The 22,214-nt window shown below is 70.3% G+C and carries 19 protein-coding genes and 1 pseudogene; 7 read left to right on the top strand and 13 right to left on the bottom strand.

Annotated features, from left to right (window positions below; all coding sequences use genetic code 11):
- Positions 1–64: 64 nt before the first annotated feature.
- Both WMF26_RS19940 and WMF26_RS19935 read left to right on the top strand, forming a co-directional pair.
- Entirely contained in the window at positions 65–916 is an 852-nt protein-coding gene (locus tag WMF26_RS19940) for a DUF350 domain-containing protein (RefSeq protein WP_061623759.1), read from the top strand.
- Positions 913–2,157: a glutathionylspermidine synthase family protein gene (locus tag WMF26_RS19935; RefSeq protein WP_438001618.1), complete on the top strand. Its 1,245-nt coding sequence runs from the start codon at positions 913–915 to the stop codon at positions 2,155–2,157. The genes WMF26_RS19940 and WMF26_RS19935 overlap by 4 nt, the downstream gene beginning before the upstream one ends.
- A 19-nt stretch (positions 2,158–2,176) precedes the next feature.
- Here WMF26_RS19935 and WMF26_RS19930 read toward each other — a convergent pair whose 3' ends face one another.
- From WMF26_RS19930 to WMF26_RS19920, 3 genes and pseudogenes are all read right to left on the bottom strand, one after another.
- On the bottom strand, positions 2,177–2,929 hold the full coding sequence (locus tag WMF26_RS19930) for a class I SAM-dependent methyltransferase (RefSeq protein WP_438001617.1): 753 nt from the start codon (positions 2,927–2,929) through the stop codon (positions 2,177–2,179).
- Positions 2,930–3,151: 222 nt separating this feature from the next.
- On the bottom strand, positions 3,152–3,904 hold the full coding sequence (locus WMF26_RS19925; RefSeq protein WP_438002427.1) for a pentapeptide repeat-containing protein: 753 nt from the start codon (positions 3,902–3,904) through the stop codon (positions 3,152–3,154).
- A 59-nt stretch (positions 3,905–3,963) separates the two neighbouring features.
- Positions 3,964–4,650 (bottom strand): annotated as a pseudogene (locus WMF26_RS19920) (serine/threonine-protein kinase); the annotation flags it as partial.
- Positions 4,651–5,292: 642 nt separating this feature from the next.
- Here WMF26_RS19920 and WMF26_RS19915 point away from each other — a divergent pair.
- Positions 5,293–6,129 carry an SDR family NAD(P)-dependent oxidoreductase gene (locus WMF26_RS19915; protein WP_438001616.1) on the top strand — a complete coding sequence of 279 codons (837 nt, stop codon included), beginning with the start codon at positions 5,293–5,295 and terminating at the stop codon, positions 6,127–6,129.
- Between the two features lie 178 nt (positions 6,130–6,307).
- Here the strand turns inward: WMF26_RS19915 and WMF26_RS19910 are convergent, their stop codons facing one another.
- Positions 6,308–7,153: a helix-turn-helix domain-containing protein gene (locus WMF26_RS19910; RefSeq protein WP_438001615.1), complete on the bottom strand. Its 846-nt coding sequence runs from the start codon at positions 7,151–7,153 to the stop codon at positions 6,308–6,310.
- A gap of 160 nt (positions 7,154–7,313) precedes the next feature.
- Entirely contained in the window at positions 7,314–8,234 is a 921-nt protein-coding gene (locus WMF26_RS19905) for a pirin family protein (RefSeq protein ID WP_061625887.1), read from the bottom strand.
- A 603-nt stretch (positions 8,235–8,837) separates the two neighbouring features.
- Here WMF26_RS19905 and WMF26_RS19900 point away from each other — a divergent pair.
- Positions 8,838–10,064, top strand: a complete 1,227-nt coding sequence (locus WMF26_RS19900; protein ID WP_438001614.1) for a vWA domain-containing protein — start codon at positions 8,838–8,840, stop codon at positions 10,062–10,064.
- A 268-nt stretch (positions 10,065–10,332) separates the two neighbouring features.
- On the opposite strand, the gene WMF26_RS19895 is transcribed toward WMF26_RS19900, so the two are convergent.
- Entirely contained in the window at positions 10,333–11,529 is a 1,197-nt protein-coding gene (locus WMF26_RS19895) for an endo-1,4-beta-xylanase (protein ID WP_438001613.1), read from the bottom strand.
- Between the two features lie 297 nt (positions 11,530–11,826).
- Here WMF26_RS19895 and WMF26_RS19890 point away from each other — a divergent pair, with 297 nt between their 5' ends.
- The gene (locus WMF26_RS19890; protein ID WP_438001612.1) at positions 11,827–12,648 is read left to right on the top strand and encodes a phytanoyl-CoA dioxygenase family protein; all 822 of its coding nucleotides are present in this window, start codon (positions 11,827–11,829) and stop codon (positions 12,646–12,648) included.
- On the opposite strand, the gene WMF26_RS19885 is transcribed toward WMF26_RS19890, so the two are convergent.
- From WMF26_RS19885 to WMF26_RS19865, 5 genes are read right to left on the bottom strand one after another with little or no spacing between them, the layout of a single operon-like run.
- On the bottom strand, positions 12,645–13,208 hold the full coding sequence (locus WMF26_RS19885; RefSeq protein ID WP_438001611.1) for a DinB family protein: 564 nt from the start codon (positions 13,206–13,208) through the stop codon (positions 12,645–12,647). The genes WMF26_RS19890 and WMF26_RS19885 overlap by 4 nt on opposite strands.
- 46 nt (positions 13,209–13,254) lie before the next feature.
- Complete coding sequence (locus WMF26_RS19880) at positions 13,255–13,968, bottom strand: ABC transporter ATP-binding protein (RefSeq protein WP_438001610.1); 714 nt, start codon at positions 13,966–13,968, stop codon at positions 13,255–13,257.
- Positions 13,943–14,713, bottom strand: a complete 771-nt coding sequence (locus WMF26_RS19875) for an ABC transporter ATP-binding protein (protein WP_438002426.1) — start codon at positions 14,711–14,713, stop codon at positions 13,943–13,945. The genes WMF26_RS19880 and WMF26_RS19875 overlap by 26 nt, the downstream gene beginning before the upstream one ends.
- Positions 14,713–15,681, bottom strand: coding sequence for a branched-chain amino acid ABC transporter permease (locus tag WMF26_RS19870; RefSeq protein WP_061625892.1), 969 nt, complete (start codon positions 15,679–15,681; stop codon positions 14,713–14,715). Before WMF26_RS19870 ends, WMF26_RS19875 begins: the two co-directional genes overlap by 1 nt.
- The gene (locus WMF26_RS19865; protein ID WP_438001609.1) at positions 15,678–17,840 is read right to left on the bottom strand and encodes an ABC transporter substrate-binding protein; all 2,163 of its coding nucleotides are present in this window, start codon (positions 17,838–17,840) and stop codon (positions 15,678–15,680) included. The genes WMF26_RS19870 and WMF26_RS19865 overlap by 4 nt, the downstream gene beginning before the upstream one ends.
- Positions 17,841–18,137: 297 nt before the next feature.
- Here WMF26_RS19865 and WMF26_RS19860 point away from each other — a divergent pair, with 297 nt between their 5' ends.
- Complete coding sequence (locus WMF26_RS19860) at positions 18,138–18,440, top strand: hypothetical protein (RefSeq protein WP_438001608.1); 303 nt, start codon at positions 18,138–18,140, stop codon at positions 18,438–18,440.
- Here the strand turns inward: WMF26_RS19860 and WMF26_RS19855 are convergent.
- Positions 18,433–19,905, bottom strand: a complete 1,473-nt coding sequence (locus WMF26_RS19855; RefSeq protein WP_438001607.1) for a glycoside hydrolase family 5 protein — start codon at positions 19,903–19,905, stop codon at positions 18,433–18,435. The two genes, WMF26_RS19860 and WMF26_RS19855, sit on opposite strands and share 8 nt — an antisense overlap.
- Positions 19,906–20,655: 750 nt before the next feature.
- Positions 20,656–21,051 carry a tautomerase family protein gene (locus WMF26_RS19850; protein WP_437338637.1) on the bottom strand — a complete coding sequence of 132 codons (396 nt, stop codon included), beginning with the start codon at positions 21,049–21,051 and terminating at the stop codon, positions 20,656–20,658.
- Between the two features lie 91 nt (positions 21,052–21,142).
- Between WMF26_RS19850 and WMF26_RS19845 the strand changes: the two genes are divergently transcribed.
- Entirely contained in the window at positions 21,143–21,988 is an 846-nt protein-coding gene (locus tag WMF26_RS19845; RefSeq protein ID WP_438001606.1) for a LysR family transcriptional regulator, read from the top strand.
- The last annotated feature ends 226 nt before the right edge of the window (positions 21,989–22,214 follow it).

Raw genomic sequence — 22,214 nt, 5'->3', positions numbered from 1 at the left:
GCGGGCCCTTCGCGGCGCGCGCCGGGGCTTGTGACGGCGCGGCGCGTTCTGTAGCGTGCGTCCCATGGATCTGTCCTACGTCATGGGGTTCGGGCTGGGCACGACGCTCGCTCTTCTCGCCCTCCTGCGCATCGGGCAGAGGATCTTCTCGCCGGCGCACACGGTCGCCCGCGATCTCGCCGAGAGCAACGCCGCGCGCCGGCTGCTCACGGTGGGCCAGGTCCTCGCGGTGTTCCTCGTCGCCGCGAACGCCGTCAAGAACTGCCTCGACGGGTCCAGCTTCGCGCGCGATCTGCTGTGGGTGAGCGCGTTCGCGGTCGTGGGCCTGCTCCTCGTGATCGCGACCGGCGAGCTCGGGATCCGGCTCCTGCTCAAGGCGCGGCTCCCGGCCGAGATCGAGCGCGGCAACGCGGCCGCCGGGCTCGCGGCGGGCGCGCACTACGTCGCGACCGGGCTCATCACCTCGCGGGCGATCGCGGGCAAGGACCTCGGCGATCTCGCGATCTCCCTGGGCTTCTTCCTGCTCGCGCAGATCACGCTGCACGTGTTCATCTCGCTCTTCCGGGCGCTCACCACCTACGACGACGCCGAGCAGATCCAGGGAGAGAACCTCGCCGCCGCCCTGAGCTACGCCGGCGCCTCGATCGCGGTGGCGATCATCATCGCGCGGGCGCTCGAGGGCGACTTCGAGGGTCTCTTCATCTCGCTGAAGGGCTATGGCGGCGTGCTGCTGTATCTGCTCGCGCTCTACCCTGTCCGGCAGCTGCTCGTGCAGAGCGTGCTGCTCGGCGCGCCGCTCGCGCTGCGCGGCGGCCGCCTCGACGCCGGCATCGCGGCCGACCGCAACGAGGGCATGGGCGCCCTCGAGGCGGCGACCTACCTCGCGACCTCGATCGCCATCGCGCGCCTCCTATGAGCCACGCTGTCCGGGCGTACGACGCCTTCGCCGCGAGGATCGTCGAGACGGGCCTCATCACCGATCCGTGGTTCGACGGGGCGCCGCGGTTCCGCGAGGAGCCGGTGCTCGTCACGGCGGCGGAGCAGCGCGCCCTCTACCGGGCCGCCGAGGAGGTCGCGGCGGTGTACAACGAGCTGTGCCTGCTGGTCGCGGACGAGCCGTCGCTGCTCGACGACTTCTTCTGTCTGACGCCGTGCCAGAAGGCGATGTGGCTCTCGTCGCAGCCGCTGTGGCACGGCATCGCGCGCGCCGACGTCTTCCTGACCGACGAGGGCCCCGCGATCGCCGAGCTGAACTGCGACACGCCGACGGGCGAGGCGGAGGCGGTCGTGCTGAGCGCGCTCGCCGCGGCGGACCACCCGGGCGCGGTCGACCCGAACCGCGAGCTCGGCGCCCGGTTCTGCGCGATGGTGGAGGAGGTCGCCCGCGCGCTCCTCGGCGAGGCCGCGACGCGGCGCCTCGGGTTCGTGTATCCGACGGAGTTCACCGAGGATCTCTCGGTGATCCGCCTTTACCGGCGCTGGCTCGAGGAGCGGGGCTACGCGGTGTTCCTCGGCTCGCCCTACAATCTCGCTTACGACGAGCGGGGCCTGTCCCTGTTCGACGTCCCGTTCTCGATCCTGCTGCGCCACTACAAGACGGACTGGTGGGGAGAGCGCTCGAGCGTGTGGACCGACGAGCAGATCCCCGACCCCGAGCCGCTCGCGGGCCCGCTCGGCGCCGTGCTCTCGGCCGCGGCCGACGGGCGCGTCGCCGTCCTGAACCCGCTCGGCGCGGTGCTGCCGCAGAACAAGCGCTCGATGGCCTTCATGTGGGAGCACCTCCACCGCTTCTCGCCGCACGCGCAGTCGGTGATCCAGCGCCACGTGCCGGTGACGTCGCGGCTGGAGACGGTGCACCCCGAGATGCTCCGCGCGCAGCGCGAGGAGTGGGTCCTGAAGAGCGATTATGGCGCCGAGGGAGAAGAGGTGATCCTCGGGCGCCACACGTCCGACGACGTCTGGCGCGCCTCCCTCGCCAAGGCGCGCGAGGGCCGGTGGATCGCGCAGCGGTACTTCGCGGCCCTCGAGAACGAGCGGCGGGAGTCGGTCAATTACGGCGTCTACCTCATCGCGGGCGAGGCGTGCGGCATCTACGCGCGCGTCCAGGCCGGGATGACGGACGCCGCCGCGCTGAGCGCGCCGGCGCTGGTGCGGTAGCCGGCGCGAGCGCCGCCCGCTATCGCAGTGCCGGCTCCTTTGTGCACTCGAACAGCATCGCATAGGGCCGCGCGAGGTAATTGCTCCAGAACGCCTCCCCGAGCGCCTCGATGCCTTCAGGCGCCACCTCGGGCGAGCGCCATCGGATCTCTCGAAACCCTGCGCGCCTCAGCGCGGCCTCATAGCCGCCCCGCGTCCAGTAGTGCGTCGAGATCGTCAGCTCGGCGTCGACCGTCGTCACCGTCACCTTCATCGGCGCCGCGTCCTCGAGACGACCGTCGACGGAGGCGCGCAGGCCGTAGGCGCTGTAATACGCAGGATCGTTCACGGCGAACGCGTCGTTCGGGTGAATGGCCACGAACCTCCCGCCGGGGGCGAGCGCCTCGTGGATGCCTCTGCACATCGCGGCGAGCTGATCGGGCGACGATGCGTGCGGCAGGACGTAGCAGGCCGTCACGAGATCGAAGGGGCCCAGCGCGCCCGCGTCGGCGATGTCGCGGCGCACGTACTCGACGCCGAGAGGGCTCCTGGCCTCCTCGCCGCGCGCGACGTCGAGCATCCCCTCGGAGAGGTCCAGCCCGACCACCCGGCGCGCGCCCCTCTGCTTGAGCATCCTGGTGATAACCCCTGTGCCGCAGCCGACGTCGAGGACGGCCTGGCCCCCCACATCACCGAGCGCCCTGGTGAGCGAAAAGTAGTCGACATGGCGGCGCACATCCAGGGCGACGGCCCTGCCATAGGTGTTCGCGAAGCTGTCATATTGACTCGACATGACCAATGACCTCCACCCGCGCTGAGTCACCTGCCCTACCCGTTCAACCCACGATCGACCTAACGCCTCTCGGTGCTGGTCTCGGCCGGTCGGCCGGCCTTCAGAAGCAGCGCCACGACGTCGTCGACGCGCTCGATGGGCGGCGGCCTCGGAGAGCCGTCACCGAGCCGAGCGCAGTAGTGGTCAATTTGAACATGAAGGCGGGAAGGCGGGAAGAAAACCTTAATGCTCTTCCCGCCTTCCCGCCTTCATGTGGACTCTCTCTGGGCAAAGTTGACCACTACCCCGAGCGCGGTGCGACGGCGATCGAACACCCCGGAGCCAGAGGCCGGCCGGCTCGCCAGCGCCGCTCAGAAGATCGCGCTCTTCCGCGCGCCCGAATCGGTCGTGCGCTGTCGGGGGAGCGCTCCGCCCGTGCTCCGCGGCGCCTCGGACGCGCGGGCGGGGCGCGCTGCGGCGGGCCGCGGCGCCGGCTCCGCCGCAACGGCGGGGGGCGGCGCGGGCTCCGGCGCCGCCGCGACGGCGAGCGGCGCAGTCTGGGGCCCTGCCGTCGCGAGCGGCGCTGCCACGAAGGCGGCCGGCGGGACGGCCGAGCACGCACCCGCCTGGGGTGCCCTGGACGTCTGCACCGCCGGCGCGCGGCGGGCGACGGCGCGCACCTCGCCGCCGACCGCGCGCATCGCGGCGGACGAGCTTTGCAGCTGCGCCCGGGGCAGCGCGGTGGCGAGCGCCATCCCCATCCCGAGCGCCGCGAAGAGCCCCGCGGCCGCGAGGCGCCCCCGGGGCCGCTGCGGCGGCGCAGCGCGCCCGACCGAGGCTGGCCCCACCGAAGCGGGCGCCACCGAAGCGGGCGCCACCGAAGCGGGCGCCACCGAAGCGGGCGCCACCGAGGCCGGCGCCGCCGAGATCGGCGCCGCGTCCAGGGCGCCGACCGCGGCCACGAAGGCGGAGACCATCGGCTTGATGGCAGGAAATCGCTCTTCAGGGTTCAGGGCGAAAGCGCGCTCGAACCACGCCTCCAGCTCGGGCGGCGCCTCCGGGGCCAGCGTCGATAGCGAAGGTCGCTCGCCGGCGAGGATGGAGGCGAGCACATCGGCGATGGTGCCGCCGACGAAGGGCTGGTGGCCGGTGAGCGCCACGTGAGCGACCACCGCGAGGGCCCACATGTCGAGCTGCGGATCCGCGTGCCCGTCGCAGGTGTGCTCCGGGCTCAGGTAGGCCGGCGTGCCCAGCACCACGCCCTCCGCGGTCTGGCGGGGGAAATCGGCCGGCAGATCCTGGCGGATCCACTTGGCGATCCCGAAGTCGGCGACCTTGGCCCGCAGGCGGCCGTCGCGTCCCTCGCGGAGGAGGATGTTCGACGGCTTGATGTCGCGATGCACGATCCCGAGGCCGTGCGCCACCGAGAGGGCCTCTCCGATCTGGGAGAGGAGCGCGGCGAGCTCGGCCGCCGGCACCGGCCCGCGCTCCTGGATCAGCTGCCGGAGGGATCGACCGCGCACGTACTCCATGACGAGGTACGGGCCTACCGCGGGATCTTCGCCGGCGTCGTGCACGGTGACGATGAGGTCGGTCTTCCGCCCGAGCTGCGCCGCGACCTGCGCCTCGAAACGGAAGCGCTCCATGGCGTCGATGGGCAGGCTCTGCCGCGGGAGAACGAGGAACTTGAGCGCCACATCGAAGCGCCGGACGCCGTCGTGCGCGCGCCACACCTCGCCCATGGCGCCGTGGCCGAGCGGATGCGCGAGCTTGTACCGTCCAGCGACGAGGCGGCCGGGCTGGAGCTTCGCTCGGGTCCCGTCCCGTCCGGCGTCGCGCGGCGCCGCCGGAGACGGCTGCGCTGGTTGCAGCTGCTGCACGCTGAGCGTCGAGGCGTCGCGCGCGATGTCTCTCGCCGAGGGATCGGGCCGTCGATCCGGAGCGGGCGGCTGGAGCATGCCCGTGACCTTCGTGGCGCCCCCGTGTCCCAGACCGGCGAGCGTGCCCATTCGCGGACGACCTGGGTTGAGAGGCCGGGACATGTCCGCAGCGTATCGCGAACGCGGGGACCTTTGAATCGCGAACACCCGGATCCCTCGCGCACGCAGCCCCGCAAGCCCACACGACAGCGTCGCGACGCGCACCTGTACGGCATGTTTCGCTCACCAACGCTCACGACGCGGCGCGGACGCGCGCCTCGCCGGCCCGGGGGCTCCTGGGGGCCGCGCGGCGGCCTCGCGCCTCGCACACGCGGCCGAGGCGTCCGCTCTCCGGTCGCCGGCGCCTCCGGTCCGCGATGCGAGAAGCGCGGAGAGCCGACCCGAGTTGATGTAGGACTCCTGAAGCGGCCGTCTCTTCGCGGGCGCGCTGATCGAGGAGGGATGATGACAAAGATTGCACTCGTCACGGGCGCGAACCAGGGCCTCGGCTACGCGATGGTCGCCCGGCTGTGCCAGGAGCTGCCCGCCGGAAGCACCGTGTACCTGGCGGCGCGGGATCCTGCGCGCGGCGAGGCGGCCGTGGCTCGCCTGCGCGAGGAAGGGCTGCAGCCGACGCTGGCCCAGCTGGACGTGACCGACGACGCCAGCGTCCAGGCCCTGGCGGAGACGCTGGCGCGCCGTCACGGCGGGATCGACATCGTGCTCTCGAACGCGGCCGCGCGCATGGTGAAGGAGCTGCCGCAGGCGGCCCAGGTCCGCACCCTCATCGACACGAACAACCACGGGACGTACCGGATGATCCGCGCCTTCGTGCCGCTGCTCCGCGACGGCGGGCGGTTCCTCGTGGTGGCGAGCGCCTTCGGCTCGCTGCGCAAGCTGGACCCGCGGCTTCACCACCACTTCGACCCTGCCACGCGATCGCTCGAGGACATCGAGCGCGTCATGGACGAGTACGTGGAGCTGGTCGAGCGCGGCGAGGCGGAGGCCCACCACTGGCCGGCGTGGATCAACATCCCGTCCAAGATCGCGCAGGTCGCCTCGATGAAGGTCGCCGCGGGCCAGCGGAAGGACGAGGCGGCGCGACGCGGGCTCCTCATCGCGGCGGTCTGCCCTGGGTTGGTGGACACCGAGGCGTCGCGTCCGTGGTTCGACGACATGTCGTCCGCGCAGTCGCCGATGGATGCCGCGAAGGACGTCCTCTGGATCTGCACGCACCCCGCGGGACCGCCAGACCTCTATGGCGAGCTTGTGCAGCACCGTCAGATTATTCCTTGGACTTGATGGGCGACCCGACCCAGGTTGGCTCGTCTCGACCCAACCCAGGTTGAGGCAACCCCGGACCGACCCAGGTTGAGGCAACCTCGGACCGACCCGGGGCAACCCCGGCCCGACCCAGGTTGAGGCAACCCCGGTCTGGGAGAGCAACCCAAACCTCGGTCGGCTCGCCGCGCGGGATCGCTCAGCCCGGGTCAGGTCGCTGAGCTCTGCGGTGCTGGGCGCGCCAGGCAGCGGGGGTGACGCCGTGATGGCGCCGGAACAGCCGCACGAAATGGCTCGAATCGGCGTAGCCGACGCGCTCGGCGATCACGTCGACATACTCGTCGGTCGCCAGGAGCCTCCGCCGCGCCTCGGCCAGACGCCCCTCCACGATCCACGCGACCACCGTGCGCCCGGTGGCCTGCTTGACCGCGGTGGTCACGTGGGCGGGCGTCCGGCGCACCGCCTCCGCGACCTCCTTCAAGGACAGGGGCCCGAGGCACCGGGCCTCGATCACGGCCAGCGCCTCCGCCACGATCGAAGGACGCTGCGCCGGCGCGGCCCGGACGCTGCCGCTCGCGCGCACGACCTCCGCGAGCACCAGCGCGAGCAGGCTCTCCGAGACCACCGGCAGCGCGCCCGCGGCCTGCTGCTCGCGCTCGAGCTCCCGGAGCAGATCGAGCACGTACGCCTGCCGCGCCGCGGGCAGCTCGACCACGGGCGACGCCCCGTGCCGGACCCGGTCGAGCGGGGCGAGCAGGTCGCCGTAGCGCGCCGGATCGAGGCACGTCCGGCAGAAGCCGATCCCCCACATCTCCGCATGGCTCGCCGACAGGACGCGGTGCGCGTCGCCAGCCGGAATGAGGTGGAGGTGCCCGGCCCGCAGCTCGAACTCGCCGCGGTGCTCGACCCGCATGCGGCCTCCGACATGCAACGCCAGGGCGACGTACGTGTGGACCGCCGGGCTCTGCATCGGTCGCGCGTAGTCGCCGTGGCACACATGCCGCATGAACCGGATCGGCGTGGGGTCGAGCTCGTCGTGGCTCACCCGCGAAGCGTACCACCTTCATCGCGGCGTGCTCGCGGCGCGAGAGCGGCAACCGAAACGACGCCAAGCCCACCGAAAAGACGGCCAAGGACGCGCTCCTCCGACGGCGGCGGGAAGACGCTTCGCGTCCCGTGCTCCCGGAGCCCGCCGCGGGCTCGCGTCACGAGCCTTCCGGGAGCGGAATGAACTCGGTGTCATCGCCGGGGATCGTGGGGAAGCGGCCCTCGCGCCAGTCGGCCTTCGCTCGCTCGATGCGCTCCTTGGAGCTCGCCACGAAGTTCCAGTAGATGTGGCGAGGTCCGTCGAGCGGCGCGCCGCCGATGAGCATGAGGTTCGTCGCGCCGATCGCCTCCGCGGCGACGGCCGCGCGCGGACGGAGCACGAGCATCGCGCCCGCGCCGAAGCGCTTGCCGTCGCAAGCGATCGCCCCGTCGACCACGTAGATCGCGCGCTCCTCGTGCTCGTCATCGATCGGCAGCGTCGCGCCGGCGTCGAGCCGAGCATGCACGTAGAGCGTCGGCGACAGGACCCCCGTGGGCGCCTTCGCGCCGTAGGCGGTCCCGGCGATGACGTGGAGCTCCGCGCCGTCGCGGCGCACGACGGGCATCGTCTGGCGCGGGTGATGCTCGAAGCGCGGCTCGATCTCCTCGTCTTGCTGCGGGAGCGCGACCCACGTCTGGATCCCGTGCATCCTGGCGCCGCGCGCCCGCACCTCCGGCGCGGTTCGCTCCGAGTGGACCACGCCGCGCCCCGCGACCATCCAGTTCACGTCGCCCGGCCGGATCGGCTGCTCCGAGCCGATGCTGTCGCGATGCACGAACTCCCCTTCGAGGAGATACGTGATGGTCGCGAGCGCGATGTGCGGATGCGGCCGGACATCGATCCCCTGACCCGGCGCGAAGTCGACGGGGCCCATGTGATCGAAGAAGAGAAAGGGCCCGACGTGACGTCGCTGCGCCGCTGGGAGCGACCTGCGCACCGTGAAGCCGCCCAGATCCCGCGGGCGCGGCTCGATCACGAGGTCGATGTTCGCGCTGTCGGCGCCCAGGCACTCCGGTTCCTTGTCGGGATATCGGCTCATCGAAAACTCCTTGCTCCCATGGCGCTCGTGCTCGTGGCGCTCAACCTAGCGCCCCGACGCGCGGGGCCGCAATCCCGTTCTTCCTCGCGCCCGGGGCCACGGCCGCCCTCGCCCGGCGAAGGGCGACGAGGAGAGCGGGAGCGTGCGATCGACCGCATCGAGATCGCCGACGGCGGCAGCAACTCGACCTCCGATATCGCTCCAGCCGCCCCTCTCCAGGACCGAGCGGACCCGGCCGAGGCTCCGGGGCGACCCCGACCTCGGTCGGATCGTCCATCGGAGTGTCGATCGATTGCCAATAGATCGTCGCATTCTCACGAGGGCGGATCGCTGATCCTCTATCCGCGGCGCCGCATGTGCAGCCTGGATGGACGACAGAGACCTTGCGCGATCGCCGCATTGCGCCGTGATGATCGCAGTACGACGCAACCACTTTTCAGGCCGTATCCCGCGCAAAGATCAGCGTCATCGATTATACTCCTCATCGATCCCGGGGCTCCGACGAGGCGCGATCCTGCAAAATTCCGCCTCCGGAGGCCTCTCGTTTTATGTGCGTCGTGCTGGCGTATCGCGCCTGGCATGCGCTCGAAGAGGAGTGGATTTATGAGATTGCCTACGATGGCCATAGCTTTGTCGATGGTGAGTTTGGCCAGCGCCGCATGCGGCGGGGTTCCGGGCGGCGGCGAGGGCGACGGAGGCTCCCAGAACAGCACCGGCACCGGCAACGGCGCCGACACCGGCACCGGCACCGGCACCGGCACCGGCTACGATGACAGCTTTGGCAGCGGGAACGATCTGGGATCGAGCGGGAATTCCGGTGCAAACGGCGCCAGCAGCGGCGGCTCGACGGCAGCAGGGCAGGCGTGCGCCACCGAGACCTCCCAGGCCGGGTTCCAGCAGGTGTACCTCGCCTTCGCGTTCGACGTGTCGGGCAGCATGGGCGCGAACGATGTGCCCTGGCGCGATCGGTCGCTCAAGTGGGATCCCGTCGTCGCCGCGACGAAGCAGTTCTTCGTGGATCCCGCCTCGGCCGGGTTCCGGGCGTCGCTCACGTTCTTCCCTGGCGCGGGACAGATGTGCAACGCAAGCACGTACCTGGCGCCGAACGTCGCGATGACGCCGCTGCCGTCTCCGGCGTTCGGCGAGGCGATCGATGCCGTCACGCCTCAGGACGACCGGAGCTGGCGCATCGGCACGCCGACGGCATTCGTGATCGAAGGCACGACCGCGTACATCGAGGAGCAACGCCAGCTGAACCCCGGGAAATACGCGATCGTCCTCGTGACCGACGGCTATCCGGAGCAATGCCGCCAGTCGAACTCGATCGAGGCCGTCGTCGAGCGCGTCGAGGCGGCGCGCGCCGCCGGCATCTCCACGTTCGTGATCGGGGTCAACAGCCCGCCGGTGGAGGGCGCGCCGCCGAGCCTCGATGAGAACCTGCGCGTGATCGCGGCGGCGGGCGATACAGGAGAGGCGTTCATCATCGACACCGGCAACGCGGCGGACACCACGGCCGCGTTCAAGGCGGCCGTCGAGGAGATCCGCGGCGCCGCGGTCTCGTGCACGATCCCGATCCCGCCGCCCCCCGACGGGAGGACGTTTGACAAGCAGAAGGTGGACGTGAAATACACGAGCGCCACGACCAACACCCCGACGTCGCTCGTGTACGATCAGGCCTGCGCGGCCGCCGGCACCTGGCGCTACGACGATCCCGCGAACCCGACCGCGATCGTGCTCTGCGACGACACGTGCGCCGTGGTGCAAGCCCAGGTCGAGGTGTCCCTGGGCGTCGACTTCACCTGCGAAGACGTGCTCGAAGTGCCGCTGTGATCGGCGGCGCTCCCCGGCCGGCGCGATCCCCTTCCAGGGATTTCGCCGGCCAGGCGAGCCGATCACGGCGGACGCGCGGCGGGCGAATCGAGCTTCGACGAGCTCCCTCCGCGGAAGGAGCTCGCGCGGATCATCGGGTCAGCGCGAGGTAGTGGTCAACTCTGCCCAGAGAGAGTCCACATGAAGGCGAGAAGGCGGGAAGATCATTCAGGTTTTCTTCCCGTCTTCCCGCCTTCATGTTCAAATTTGACCACTACCCAGCGTGACGTCAGGGACCACCGCGACCCAGGAACTCCATGAGCCAGGCCATGGCCGGCCGCATGGTGCCGTTCGAATGCTGAATGCCGGTGTTGTCCCGCCAGGTGGTGCCGACGATGTAGCCCCACAAGGTGATGCCCGGGACGGCGGGGTGATTCCAGAACATCGTGAACTGCTCCTCCATCACCCTCTTCTGCTGGTTGTCGTCCGCGATGCCGATATCGTACTCGGTGATGTACACGGGCTTGCCCAGCGCGGCGAGCTTGTCGAGGTAGCCCTTCACGGTGCTGGTGTTGATCTTGTAGGCGTCGTGGGCCTGAGCGCCGAGCGCGTCGACCGGGGCGCCCGCGTCGATGACCGCCCTCGCGATCCGCACGAAGTTGTTGTGGTCGTTCTCGTACTCGATGTTGTTGTAGTCGTTGAGGATCAAGACCGCGCCAGGGCAGAACTCGCGAGCCCACTTGAAGGAGTTCACGATCCAGTCCCAGCCGCTGGCGCCGTCGCCGCCGATGCCGTTCTTGTACGAGGGCGTGGTGTGGGGCGGCGGCTCGTTGACGACGTCGATGTACTTCGTGTCGGGGTAGCGCTCGCAGAACGACTTCATCCAGTCCCGCACGGCCGCCTGCTGCTCCGACCCGGCGAGGCCCCCGACCCAGTTCGGTTGCTGGCTGCCCCACACGAAGACGTGGTGCTTGAAGATGATGTTGTTGTCCTTCGCGTACTTGTAGATCGCGTCGAGCTTGCTCCAGTCGCGACGGCCGCGGGAGCTCTCGACGGAGCCCCACTTGCCCTCGTTCTCGGGCGTGATCTGGTTCCAGTAGGTCGCGAAGCCGTTGCGCACAGCGCCGCTCGTCGTGATGTTGCCGACGAACTTCGCGGCAGGGGTCCCGCCGCCTCCGCCGGCCCCGTTGTCCTCACCGCCCGCCCCGCCTCCGCCCGCGCTCGAACCGCCGGTCGTCGAAGAGCTGGTCGTCCCCGCCCCCCCGGTGCCGCTGGTGACCGAGCTGCTGCTGCTGCTGCTCGTCGTCGGGCCAGCGCTGGCGCCGGTCGTGGTCGTGGTCGTGGTCGTGATGGTGCCCGCTCCCCCCTCGCCGCCCGCGCCCCCCTCGCCGCCATCGCCCCCGTCGGAGCAGCCAGAGAGGGTCGCGAGCCCGAGCACGATCCACGTCGTGCCGCACAGCCATCGAGAAGAACGGTTCTTGTTCATGTTGGACTTCCGAGATTTGAGCGATTGGGGTGGAGATTTCAGGAGCGGGAGCGCCGACCGACAGCGACGCGAGCCGGAGCGCACACGCTCAGCGATGCCCACGCCGGGAGCCCGGCGCCTACAATTCCCGCGACCGGTGGAAGTGATCTGCGACATTCGCCTGAAAATGCCTACGCTTGGCGTTTTTCATCGAGAGGAAACATGCAGTGGCATTGGCTCCCCTGCGCCGACACGGCAACTTTGCACCTGAAGCCGAACTTGCGCCGCCGAGACGGTCGGTACAAGGTGGTCCGCGCCATGTCCGAGTTGAGCCGTTCGCAGATCGAGCACTTCATCACCCAGGGCTTCGTCCGCATCGACGCGGCGTTCCCCCGGGCGCTGGCCGACGAGGCCCGCGCCATCCTGTGGCGCGACACAGGCATGACCCCGGACGACCCCAAGACCTGGACGAAGCCGGTGGTTCGACTCGGGCACTACGGCCAGCGACCCTTCGTCGAGGCCGCGAACACCCCGGTGCTCCGCGCCGCGCTGGATCAGCTGGTCGGCAGCGGGCGCTGGCAACCGTGCGCCGCCCTCGGCACGTTCCCCATCCGCTTCCCCTCGCCCCTCGACCCGGGGGACGCGGGCTGGCACATCGACGTGAGCTTCGGCACCGAGAGCCCCGATTTCATGGAGTGGCGCGCGAACGTCCGGTCGCGCGGCCGCGCGCTGCTCATGCTTTTTCTCTTCTCGGATGTCGGCGAGGACGACGCGCCGACGCGCATCCGAGCGGGGTCGCACCTCGACATCGCGCGGCAGCTGGCGCCGGCGGGCGAGCCGGGGATGACCTTGCGCGAGCTGGCCGCGAACGGCTTCGCGGAGACGGCGCATCGGCCGCAGGTGCTCGCGGCGGGCGACGCGGGAACGGTCTATCTGTGCCACCCATTCCTCGTCCACACCGCCCAGCCGCACCGCGGCGCGCGGCCGCGCTTCATGGCTCAGCCTCCCCTGCTCCCGACCGAGCCGCTATCGCTCGAGCGCGAGCGCGGCGACTACTCCCCCGTCGAGCAAGCCATCCGCCTGGCGCTGAGCGGCGCGGCGGCCATCTCTCCGGACGGGACGCGCGAGCTCGCCCCCTAAACGCGCGGCCTTCTCGCGTAGAGGAAGCGCGCGTAGCCGAGCTCCGCGGCGTTCTTCGTGAGCTCGACGTTGGCCCACGCGACGACGTCGCCGAACGGCCGGTCCTGGAAGGGCCACCGCGTCCGCCGCGTCGAGCGCAGGTCGTCGTCGGTGGCCTGCTCGATCGCCGCCCGCCACCGTTCCTGAAGCCCGCCGACCCACGCGCGCACGCCGTCGGCGTCGCCAGGCCAGGTCACGTCCTCGCGCGCGAGGGCTCCGTCGCCGAACGAGTGGTCGAGCACCATCGACCACCAGAACCCGAGATGCCACGTCACCCAGGCGATGCTCGGCGGGCCGAGATCGTATCCCTCGTGCTCCGGCCAGTCGGCGCGCCACGTTCCATCGTCGGTCCGACGAACGTGCAATCCCTCGTCCGCAGGGCGCCACAAGCACTCTTCGGTGGTGAGCCCGTCGAGGTGGAAGCTGGTGAGCTGCCACGCTATCTCGAGCTGCCGGACCAGGTAGCCGCGAGCCTCGCCGGTCACGGGCGGAGGCGGGACCTCAGGGCTCTCGCGTCTCATCGCCCCAGCCTAGCACGGTCGCCCGCCCGCCGAGGGCCGAGGGGATTCACAGCCCGAGATAGGCCCTCCGCACTTCCTCCTTCCTCGCCAGCGCGCTCGCCTCGCCCTCCAGGTGGACGCGCCCCTCCGCCAGCACATAGGCGTAGTCGCTCACCGCCATGGCCATGGCCACGTTCTGCTCGACGAGGAGCATCGTCAGCCCCTCGGCCTTGAGCCGGCGCAGCGACTCGAAGAGATCGAGCACCAGCCGGGGCGAGAGGCCCAGCGACAGCTCGTCGAGCATCAGCACCTTCGGCTCGGCCATCAGCCCCCGCGCGACGGCGACCATCTGCTGCTCGCCGCCGCTGAGCGTGCCCGCCTTCTGGCCGCGCCGGTCCGCGAGGCGCGGGAACATCTCGAACACGCGCTCCAGGTTGCGCCGCAAGCCCGGCTGGGCCCGCCTCGAGAAGGCGCCGAGCTCGAGGTTCTCGAGCACCGTCATGTCGGCGAATAGCTGCCGCCCCTCCGGCACCAGCGCGAGCCCCTCGGCGGCGCGGGCGTGCGCGGGGAGGCGCGTCACGTCGTGGCCCGCGAACACCACCGAGCCGCGCCACGCGGGCAAGAGCCCCGTCGCGGCGCGCAGGAGCGTCGTCTTGCCCGCCCCGTTCGAGCCCACGAGCGCCGTCAGCCTCCCCGGCTCGAGGCGCAGGCTCACCCCCCACAGGATCTGCACCTCGCCGTAGCCCGTGACCAGCTCAGTCACCTCGAGCGCTGCCGCCATCCGAGCCTCCTGCCAAGAGCTCTCGCCCGAGCTTCGGGTCGCCGAGGTACGCCTCGATCACGCTCGGATCCGCGGCCACCGCCCGCGGCTCCCCCTCGGCGATGAGCTTGCCATAGTCCAGCACCACGATCCGATCGGAGAGGCTCATCATCGCCTGCATGAGGTGCTCGATCATCAGGATCGTGACCCCCTGCGCGCGGATGTGGCGGATCATGTCGATCATCCGGCCGACCTCGGCGGGGTTCAGCCCCGCGAGGACCTCGTCGAGCAGCAGCAGGTACGGCCGGGCCGCGAGGGCGCGCGCCAGCTCCAGCCGCTTCTTCTGCGCGACGTTCAGGCTGCCGGCCAGCTGCGCGGCGCGCTCGCCGAGGCCCACCAGCGCGAGCACCTCGTCCGCCACCCTGGCGGCCGCGCCGCGCCCGTGGCGCTCGCGGCCGTAGCAGGCGCCGAGCATCACGTTCTCGCGCACGGTGAGGTCGTGGAGCGGCCGCACGATCTGGAAGGTGCGGGCCAGCCCGAGGCGCGCCACGCGGTACGGCGGCAGGCCGGTGATGTCCTGGCCGCGGAAGACGATACGGCCCTTGTCCGGCGGGTGCACGCCGCTCACCACGTTGAAGAGCGTCGTCTTCCCCGCGCCGTTCGGCCCGATGAGGCCGAGGATCTCCCCGTCCGCGACGCCGAACGTGACGTCGCTCAGCGCTTGCAGGCCGCCGAAGCGCCGCGCGATCCCCTGGACGTGCAGCATCATTCGAGCACCCCCCGCGCGCGGGGCAGCCGCGCGCGCAGCCAGCCGACGACCCCGGAGGGCACGAACAGGACGATGAGCAGGAGCACGCCCCCCGCGAAGGCCAGGTGGAGATCCTTGAAGAGCGGCGTCGTGAGCAGGAAGCTGCGGAGGCGATCGTACGCGGCCGCCCCGAGGACCGGCCCGAGCGCCGTCCCCGCGCCGCCCAGCATCACCATGACCAGCGTCTCGATGGAGGTGTGCAGGCGGAAGGCGTCGCCCGGCTCGACGTTGCCGTTCTTGAAGAAGTAGAGCGTGCCGGCCACGCCCGGGAAGAACGCCGACAGCACGTAGGCGAGCGTCTTCAGCCGCGGCGCGTTCACGCCCATGACGAGCGCCGCGTCCTCGTCCTCGCGGATGCTGAGCAGGCCGAGCCCGAACCGCGAGCTCTTCACGAGCAAGCTGATGGCGACCACCACCACGGTGACCGCCAGGAGCAGGGAGTACGTGAGCCACAGCGCCCTCGACGGGCCGCCGTACTCCCCGTACACGGAGAAGTTGATCGACAGCCCCGTCGCGCCGCCGAACAGGGAGACGTTGTTCACGAAGGCCCGCGCCGCCTCGTTGATCCCGATCGTGGCCAGCGCGAAATAGGCGCCCCGCAGGCGCAGGATGGCGAGGCCGAGCAGGCCGGCCAGCGCGGAGGCGGCGAGGCCGCCGGCGAGCATCGCGAGGTAGAGCGAGGCGCCCCGCTGGCTCAGGAGGTAAAAGCCGGTGTACCCACCCAGCCCGAAGAACACGATGTGGCCGAAGTTCACGTAGCCCGTGTACCCGAGCAAGAGGTTCAGGCTGGAGGCGAGCGTGACGAACATCAGCAGGGTGAACATCGCCTCGCGCAGCGTGTCGCCGCGCGTCGCGAGCGGGAGGGCGCCGAGCGCCGCGACGAGGAGGAGCGTCAGCCAGAAGGCGGGGCGTCGGTGCGCGTTCATGTGCGGGCTCCCATGAGGCCGCTCGGGCGGAGCAGCAGCACGAGGACGAAGAGGGCGAACTCCACCACGGGCACCCAGCTCACGGGGAGGAAGATGGGGATGAGCCCCTCCAGCATGCCGAGCAAGAGCCCCCCGGCGAGCGCGCCGATGGGGTTGCCGAGGCCGCCCAGCACGCCGATGACGAACGATTTGAGCTGGTACGACTCGCCGCTCAGGATGGTGAAGGGAAAGAACGTGGCGATGAGCGCGCCGGACGCCGCCGCGAGCATCGTCCCGAGCCCGAAGCTGAGGGCCAGCACGCGAGAGGAAGGGATGCCCATCAGCTCCGCCGAGGCGCGGTTGCTCGCCACCGCGCGGATGGCCTTGCCGAGCCGCGTCCGGCGCAGAAACAAGGTGAGCGCCGACGCGACGAGGATGGCCATCAGGGCCGCCATGAGGCGCGTGCCCGGGAGCGCCACCGGGCCGAGGCGCGCCGTGCCGAGGGAGTAGTCGATGTTGCGCGGGGTGGTGGTCAGGAGCGCCGTGCCCAGCCCGATGAAGATCATGTTGACGGCGAACGTGGCCAGCAGGGTCGTCAGGTGGTGCGGCGCGTGGATCACGCGGTGCACGGCCACGGGGTAGATCAGGAGCCCGAGCAGCAGGCCCGCCCCGGCCACGGCGACCAGCCCGACATACGGGTTCACGCCGAGGTGCGTGAACAGGAAGTAGCTGGCGAACATCCCGAGCGCGATGACCGCGCCGTGGCTCAGGTTGATGATGCGCAGGATCCCCCAGATGAGCGTCATGCCCATCGCCGCGAGGCCGTACACGAACCCGAGCATGAGCCCGTCCACGAGCGACGTCAGCAGCTGGCTCGGGCCCGCGGCCGCCTGGTCGCGGGCCGGATACAGGGGTTTGGCCGTGCTGGCGTCCTCGGGCCAGACGACCCGCTTGACGAGCCTCCCCTGCTCGTCCTTCTGCCACTGGATGTAGACCATCTCGTGACCGACCTGGCGGCCGTGCCGTTTCGCGCTTGTGTCGTACTTCGTGTGGCCGAAGAACGTCAGCATGTCCGTGCCGTCGAGCGCCGCCTTGACCTTCGCCGTCTCCAGCGACCCCGCCCGCGCGACGGCCTGCTCCAGGATCAGGCCCGCGGCGTAGCCCCCCGCGCCGTGGTACGACGGCGTATCGCCGAACCGCTCTCTGTAGCGAGCGACGAAGTCGTGCACCGAGGGCCCGTGCCAGGGGAGGCCCGCGGCGCGCGCGGCCTCGGGGCTGTACTTCACGGTGGATTCCCACTGGCTCGGCCCGATCACGCCGAGCGCCGCCGCGCCGAGCTCGCCGAACCGCGGCTCCGGCGGCGCCACGAGCAGCGCGACGAACTTTGCGTGAATGCCCTTCTCCGCGAGCTGCCTGGCGAAGGTGCTCGTGTCGGCGAAGTGGCCGCCGCCCATGATGGCGTCCACGTCGCCCGGCATCCTGTTGATGAACGGCGCGAAGTCGGTGGTGCCGCTGGCGTAGCCTTCGAAGAGGACGATCTCGTAGCCCCTGGCCTCGCCGTGGCTCTTGGCCGCCGTGACCACGTCCGTGGAGAACTTGTCCCGCTCGTGGACGATCGCGACCCTCTTCGCCGACGGGTCGAGGTGGGCCAGCAGATCGAAGGCGCCGGTCAGGTAGCGGCTCGCGGGCGTGTAGGTCATGAAGGCCAGCGAATAGCCCTTGTCATGCGTCGAGTCCGACGACGCGCCCGCCGTGACCATGACGCGGCCGTACTGCTCGGCGATGACGGCCGCGGCGTCCGTCAGGCCGCTGCTGTACGGGCTGATCAGGAAATCGGCCCCGTCCTCGTTGATCAGCCGGGTGTAGAGCTGCTGGACACGATCCTTGTTGCTCTCGTCGTCATAGAACCGGATATCGACGGTGACGACGCTGCCGTCGGCGAGGCGGATGCCGCCGGCCTTGTTGACGTCGTCCACCCACATCTTGATGCCGTTGGTCTGCCGGGTCGACTCGACGTTGACGTTCCCCGTCAGCGACGCGGTGAACCCGACGATGGCCGTGCGCGAGGGGGCCGCCGAGGTCCCTTGCCGCTCGAGCGCGCTCGGCTGCGCTCTCGCGGGCGAGGGCGCGCTCCACGCGATCGCGACCAGCGTCAGGAAGAACAGGGCCAGCCTTCGCATCGCGGCATCCTACACCTCCGCGCCCACGTGCGCGCACACCATCCGCGGCGCCGGAAGCCGGCCCCCCCCGCCACGGCTCACGCGACGGTCCGCTCGGGGAAGTCGATCTGCTCCCACCGGTCTCCGGTCATGACCGCGCGCTGCTCGGCGTGGCGATTGAGCTCGTGGGGATAGCCGAGCGAGACCGCGCTGACCTCGTCCAGGCGGCGCAGGCTCGCGTCGTCGAGCGCGAGCGCCGCGGCGCCGAGGTTCTCGTCGAGCTGAGCGCGGGTCCGCGGCCCGAGGACGGGGGCGCTCGTGCCGCTCGTCGGCGGCGATTTCGTCTTCCTGCCCGCGCCCGAGGCGTATTCGCTCCGGAGCAGCCCCAGGGCGCGCCTGCGCGCGGCCGAGGACGTGACGCCGCCGGAGGAGTTCTACCGGTCGCGGCTGATCGTGCACGGCGGCGGCGGCGCGCCCGTCACCGTGGTCGCCGGGTGCTTCACCTTCGCCTCGCCCGACAGCGAGCTGCCCGGTCGGTCACCGGCTCTGGCCACAAAAAGAAACCGCCCGCAGGCCGAGGCCTGCGGGCGGTCGTCACGATCTGCGGCTCGGTCTACTTGAGACGAGCCAGCATATCGACCTTCTCCTTGTCGAGCTCGGTCCAGGTGCCCCAGCCCGTCTTGTCGGCGTCGGTGTACTTGTGGCCGTAGATGCCGCCGGTATCACCCGACTCGGGGTTGATGGACCAGTAGGTGAAGTCCGTCATCCCCTTCTTGATCAGGTAATCCGTGTACATGTTCTGCCACTCCCAGTCGTAGCGCTTGCCGGCAGGCAAGTGCGCCCACAGCTGGGCCAGCCCCGGATCCATCTCGTTCTTCGGCCAGTCCTTCACGCCGCCGAACTCGCCGGTGATCACGCAGAACTTCTCGTCGTGGAGGAACCCGAAGTGCTCGTCCCACTGCTTGGTCAGCCTCTCGACGGCCGCCGGGTTGGACCGTTCGATGTCCAGCCCGCACTTGGCCTTGGCGGCCTCCTCGTCCTCGAGCCCGGCGCACCCGGCCTGGGACTGATCGACGTGCTGCTTCTGAACGAACACGGCAGGCCCGTAGGTGTGGGGCGAGAAGCAGAGCCGATCCTTGGGGATCTGGATCGGGTAGGCGTGCTGCCCGAAGAAGTTCTCACCCCAGTTCGGGTTGAGGTTCTCATCGCCGTGGGGCTCCGGCTCCGACGTCAGGCCGCTGGTGCCCTCGGGCTGGAAGCTGCCGGACACGCCCTGGACAACGGCGATCATGTCGTCGTTCTCCTCTTTGATGACGTCGTAGCACGCCTTGGCCATGTCTGCCCACTTGGCCCAGGAGTACTTCCACGGCTCGTTGAAGCAGTCGATGCCGATGATGTTCTTGATGTTGAGCTTCTTGGGCAGCTGCGCGATCGTGCGGATGTCCGCGAGCCACTTCTCCATGCTGTAGGCGTCCTCGCCCATCGTGCAGTTGTAGGCGTCCGCCTTGTAGTCGTAGTTCTCGCGATTGCTGTCCACGTAGGGCGGAGCATCGTCGAGCCTGCCCGCGCGCCACCCGAGGTGGTTCGAGCAGGAGTGGATGCCGATGATGACGTTCAGGTTGTTCTTGTTGGCCTGGACGAGGAAGTCCTCGAGCGCCTCGCGCGCGTTGGCGTACGGGTAGACAGTCGCGTTGTTGTTCCTGATCTTGGGCGAGGTCCTGCTGTAGTCGCCGTCCGGGTGGTTGGCGACCAGGGTCTGCGGCGCGATCGGAAGCCGGATGGTGTTGAACTTGAGAGCGGAGCTCGTGAGCTCCTGCATCGTCTGCTCGATCGTGCGCGTGGTATTCACCCAGTTCATCGACCCGATGAAGAGCTCCATGGCGCCGGGGCGCTGGAGGTCGTCTTGTCCCTCGAGCCCGAACCAGTTGCCGCCGCGAACCTGGATCGCCGTGCCGTCCTGCGTCAGGCGGCCATCGGCGTTGACCCGGAAGCGGCCGGGCGGCGAGCCATCGGTCGCCGGCGTGGGATCCCCGTTCGGGTTGGTGGTGCCGCCGCCGCCGCCGCCGACGCCCGTGCCCGTGGGCATGCCAGCGCCAACGCCGCTGCTGGTCGGGGTGCCAGCGCCAACGCCGCTGCTGGTCGGGGTGCCAGCGCCAACGCCGCTGCTGGTCGGGGTGCCAGCGCCAACGCCCGCGCTCGCACCCGCGCCGCCCGAGCCCGTGGTGTCACCGCTGGACCCGTTCGAGCTGTCACCGCCGCAGCCGATGGCCAGCAGGCCGGCGATGGAAAAGGAACACAAAAAGATATGGCTTCCTCGGATTCTCATAGCTCCGCTCTTTCTTTAAGCCCGAACTCAGCGCACGGTACACGGCTTCGAGCGTCCACGCCCCCGTGACACAACCGCAAGCCAATCCAATCTCAAGGCTTGGTCGCGCTCGACGTCGACCCTGTGCAGAATTCGCAGACAGGCAACACCGACGGGTTGCCAACCGGGGCTGTACACTACCCGCCATAAAACAAGGGGTCAAGATGGGACGTGCCCCGCCATGCGGGCATGGCTGGATAATTATCGACAGAGTGTCGCTTTCCCACGGGGGTGGATCTCTTCATCGTCTCATCGATCCGAAGAGCGCACGCAGCAGGGATGTCCCTACAGCCTTGGCCTCGCGGAGCTTGACTTTCGGATCGGCGACGAATTTTCCGGGCCTCGACGCGCCGCCATGATGCTCCGTGTCAAGCTCTCGCGGCCTCATGATGCTCTGTGTCAAACCCAGGGAAACGGCGTGTCATTGCTCACGGCGGTCGAGCGAGGGCGCCGTCACCGTGCGCTTCGCCGTCATGCGGGGCGCTGGTAGCGGTGCTCCTGCGTGAGCCCGCCGTAGCCGTAGGCGCTGGCGCGCAGGTCCGCGATATGGATGTAGGAGTGCTCCGCCACCTCGCCGAGGAGCTCGCGCATCGCCTCGTGGACCGCCCTCAGGTAGGCCGCCTTCTCGGCCTTGGTGTTGGTCTCGTCGGTGATGCTGACCATCCAGTGATACGAGCGCGCGCCCTGCTGCGACAGCGCGCGCCCGGCGACGAACCAGCGCGAGGGCTCGATGAAGTCGATCACCACCGCGGTGAGCGACGGGTCCTTGTGCAAGATCTGCGCGGTCAGCGCGCTCGCCGCGGCGGCGGTCCGCTGCGCGAGCGCGTCGTCGGCGGGGCCTGAGATCTGGATATGGATATAGGGCATGACGGCTCCTTTCGAGTTGACGCCCTCATTCTAGGTCGCCATCATTGCGCAGAGAAGCAGAACAATTTCGTCCTATTCGGCAGAAATTCTGATGAATCACCTCGAGCCGCTCTGGTTGCAGAGCTTCGTCGCCATCGCCGCCAGCGGCGCGGTGGCGCGCGCGGCCCAGCAGGTGCACCGCACGCCCTCCGCCGTGAGCACGCACCTGCGCCAGCTCGAGACCGCGCTCGGCGCGCGCCTCGTCGAGCGCACCACCCGCTCGCTGCGCCTGAGCGCGCAGGGCGAGCGGTTCCTGCCCTACGCGCAGCGCCTGCTCGAGCTGCAGGCCGCCGCCCAGGCCGCGCTGAAGCCCGCGCCGCAGCAGGGCGTGTGGCGCATCGGGATCAGCGAGTACTTCCTTCCCCACCGGCTCCAGGCGCTGCTCGCCTTATTGGAGCATCAAGCGGCCGGCGCCCGGCTCGAGCTCCTCTGGGCGAGCTCGGCGGAGCTGCGGCGGCGATGGCAGGCCGGCGACGCCGATGCGGTCGTCGTGACCGCCAGCGAGCCGCTCCCCGACGCGCGCCTGCTGCGCCGCGAGCCGCTCGCGTGGGTGGTCGGCGCCGGCGTTCGACCGCCGGCCGAAGGCGCCATCCCGCTGGTCCTGCTCGGGTCGGACTGCCCCGTGCGCGCCATGGCGCTCGGCGCGCTCGCGCGCGGCGGACGATCCCACGAAGTGCGGCTCACCTGCAGCGGCAGCCAGGCCGCGGTCGCCGCGGTGCGCGCGGGCTGGGGCGTGGGCTGCCTCAACGCGTCGGCCGTACCGCCCGACCTCGTGAACCTCGCCCAGCAGGACGCGCGGCGCTGGCGCTCCCCCGGGCGGCTCTCCTTTTACGGGCTGTCCCGCCCCGGGTTCCAGCGCTTGCTCGGCGCGCTCGCGGCGTGGGCCAAGGCGGCCTGACGCCTCGCTGGCCGACGCTCCTCGCGGGCGCGGCGCCCCGGCCGGCGTGACACGGCACCCCTCTTCTTGACTTGACGCGGCGCTCGGGAGGAGAACCAATGGGCGTTTTCCTGTATCGGCTCGATATCGCCGCGGGCCGGCCGATCGCCGTTGACAGCGACCATGTTAACGTTCACATTCCGGCCTCGAAGGGGGTCTTCTGGCGCGTCGCTCCGGATGGGTGGAT

Origin of the sequence: Sorangium sp. So ce185, from assembly GCF_051526825.1 — a bacterium.
GTDB lineage: Bacteria > Myxococcota_A > Polyangia > Polyangiales > Polyangiaceae > Sorangium > Sorangium cellulosum_D.
The sequence above is the reverse complement of the archived record's forward strand: the minus strand, read 5'-3'. Positions and strand labels throughout refer to the sequence as shown.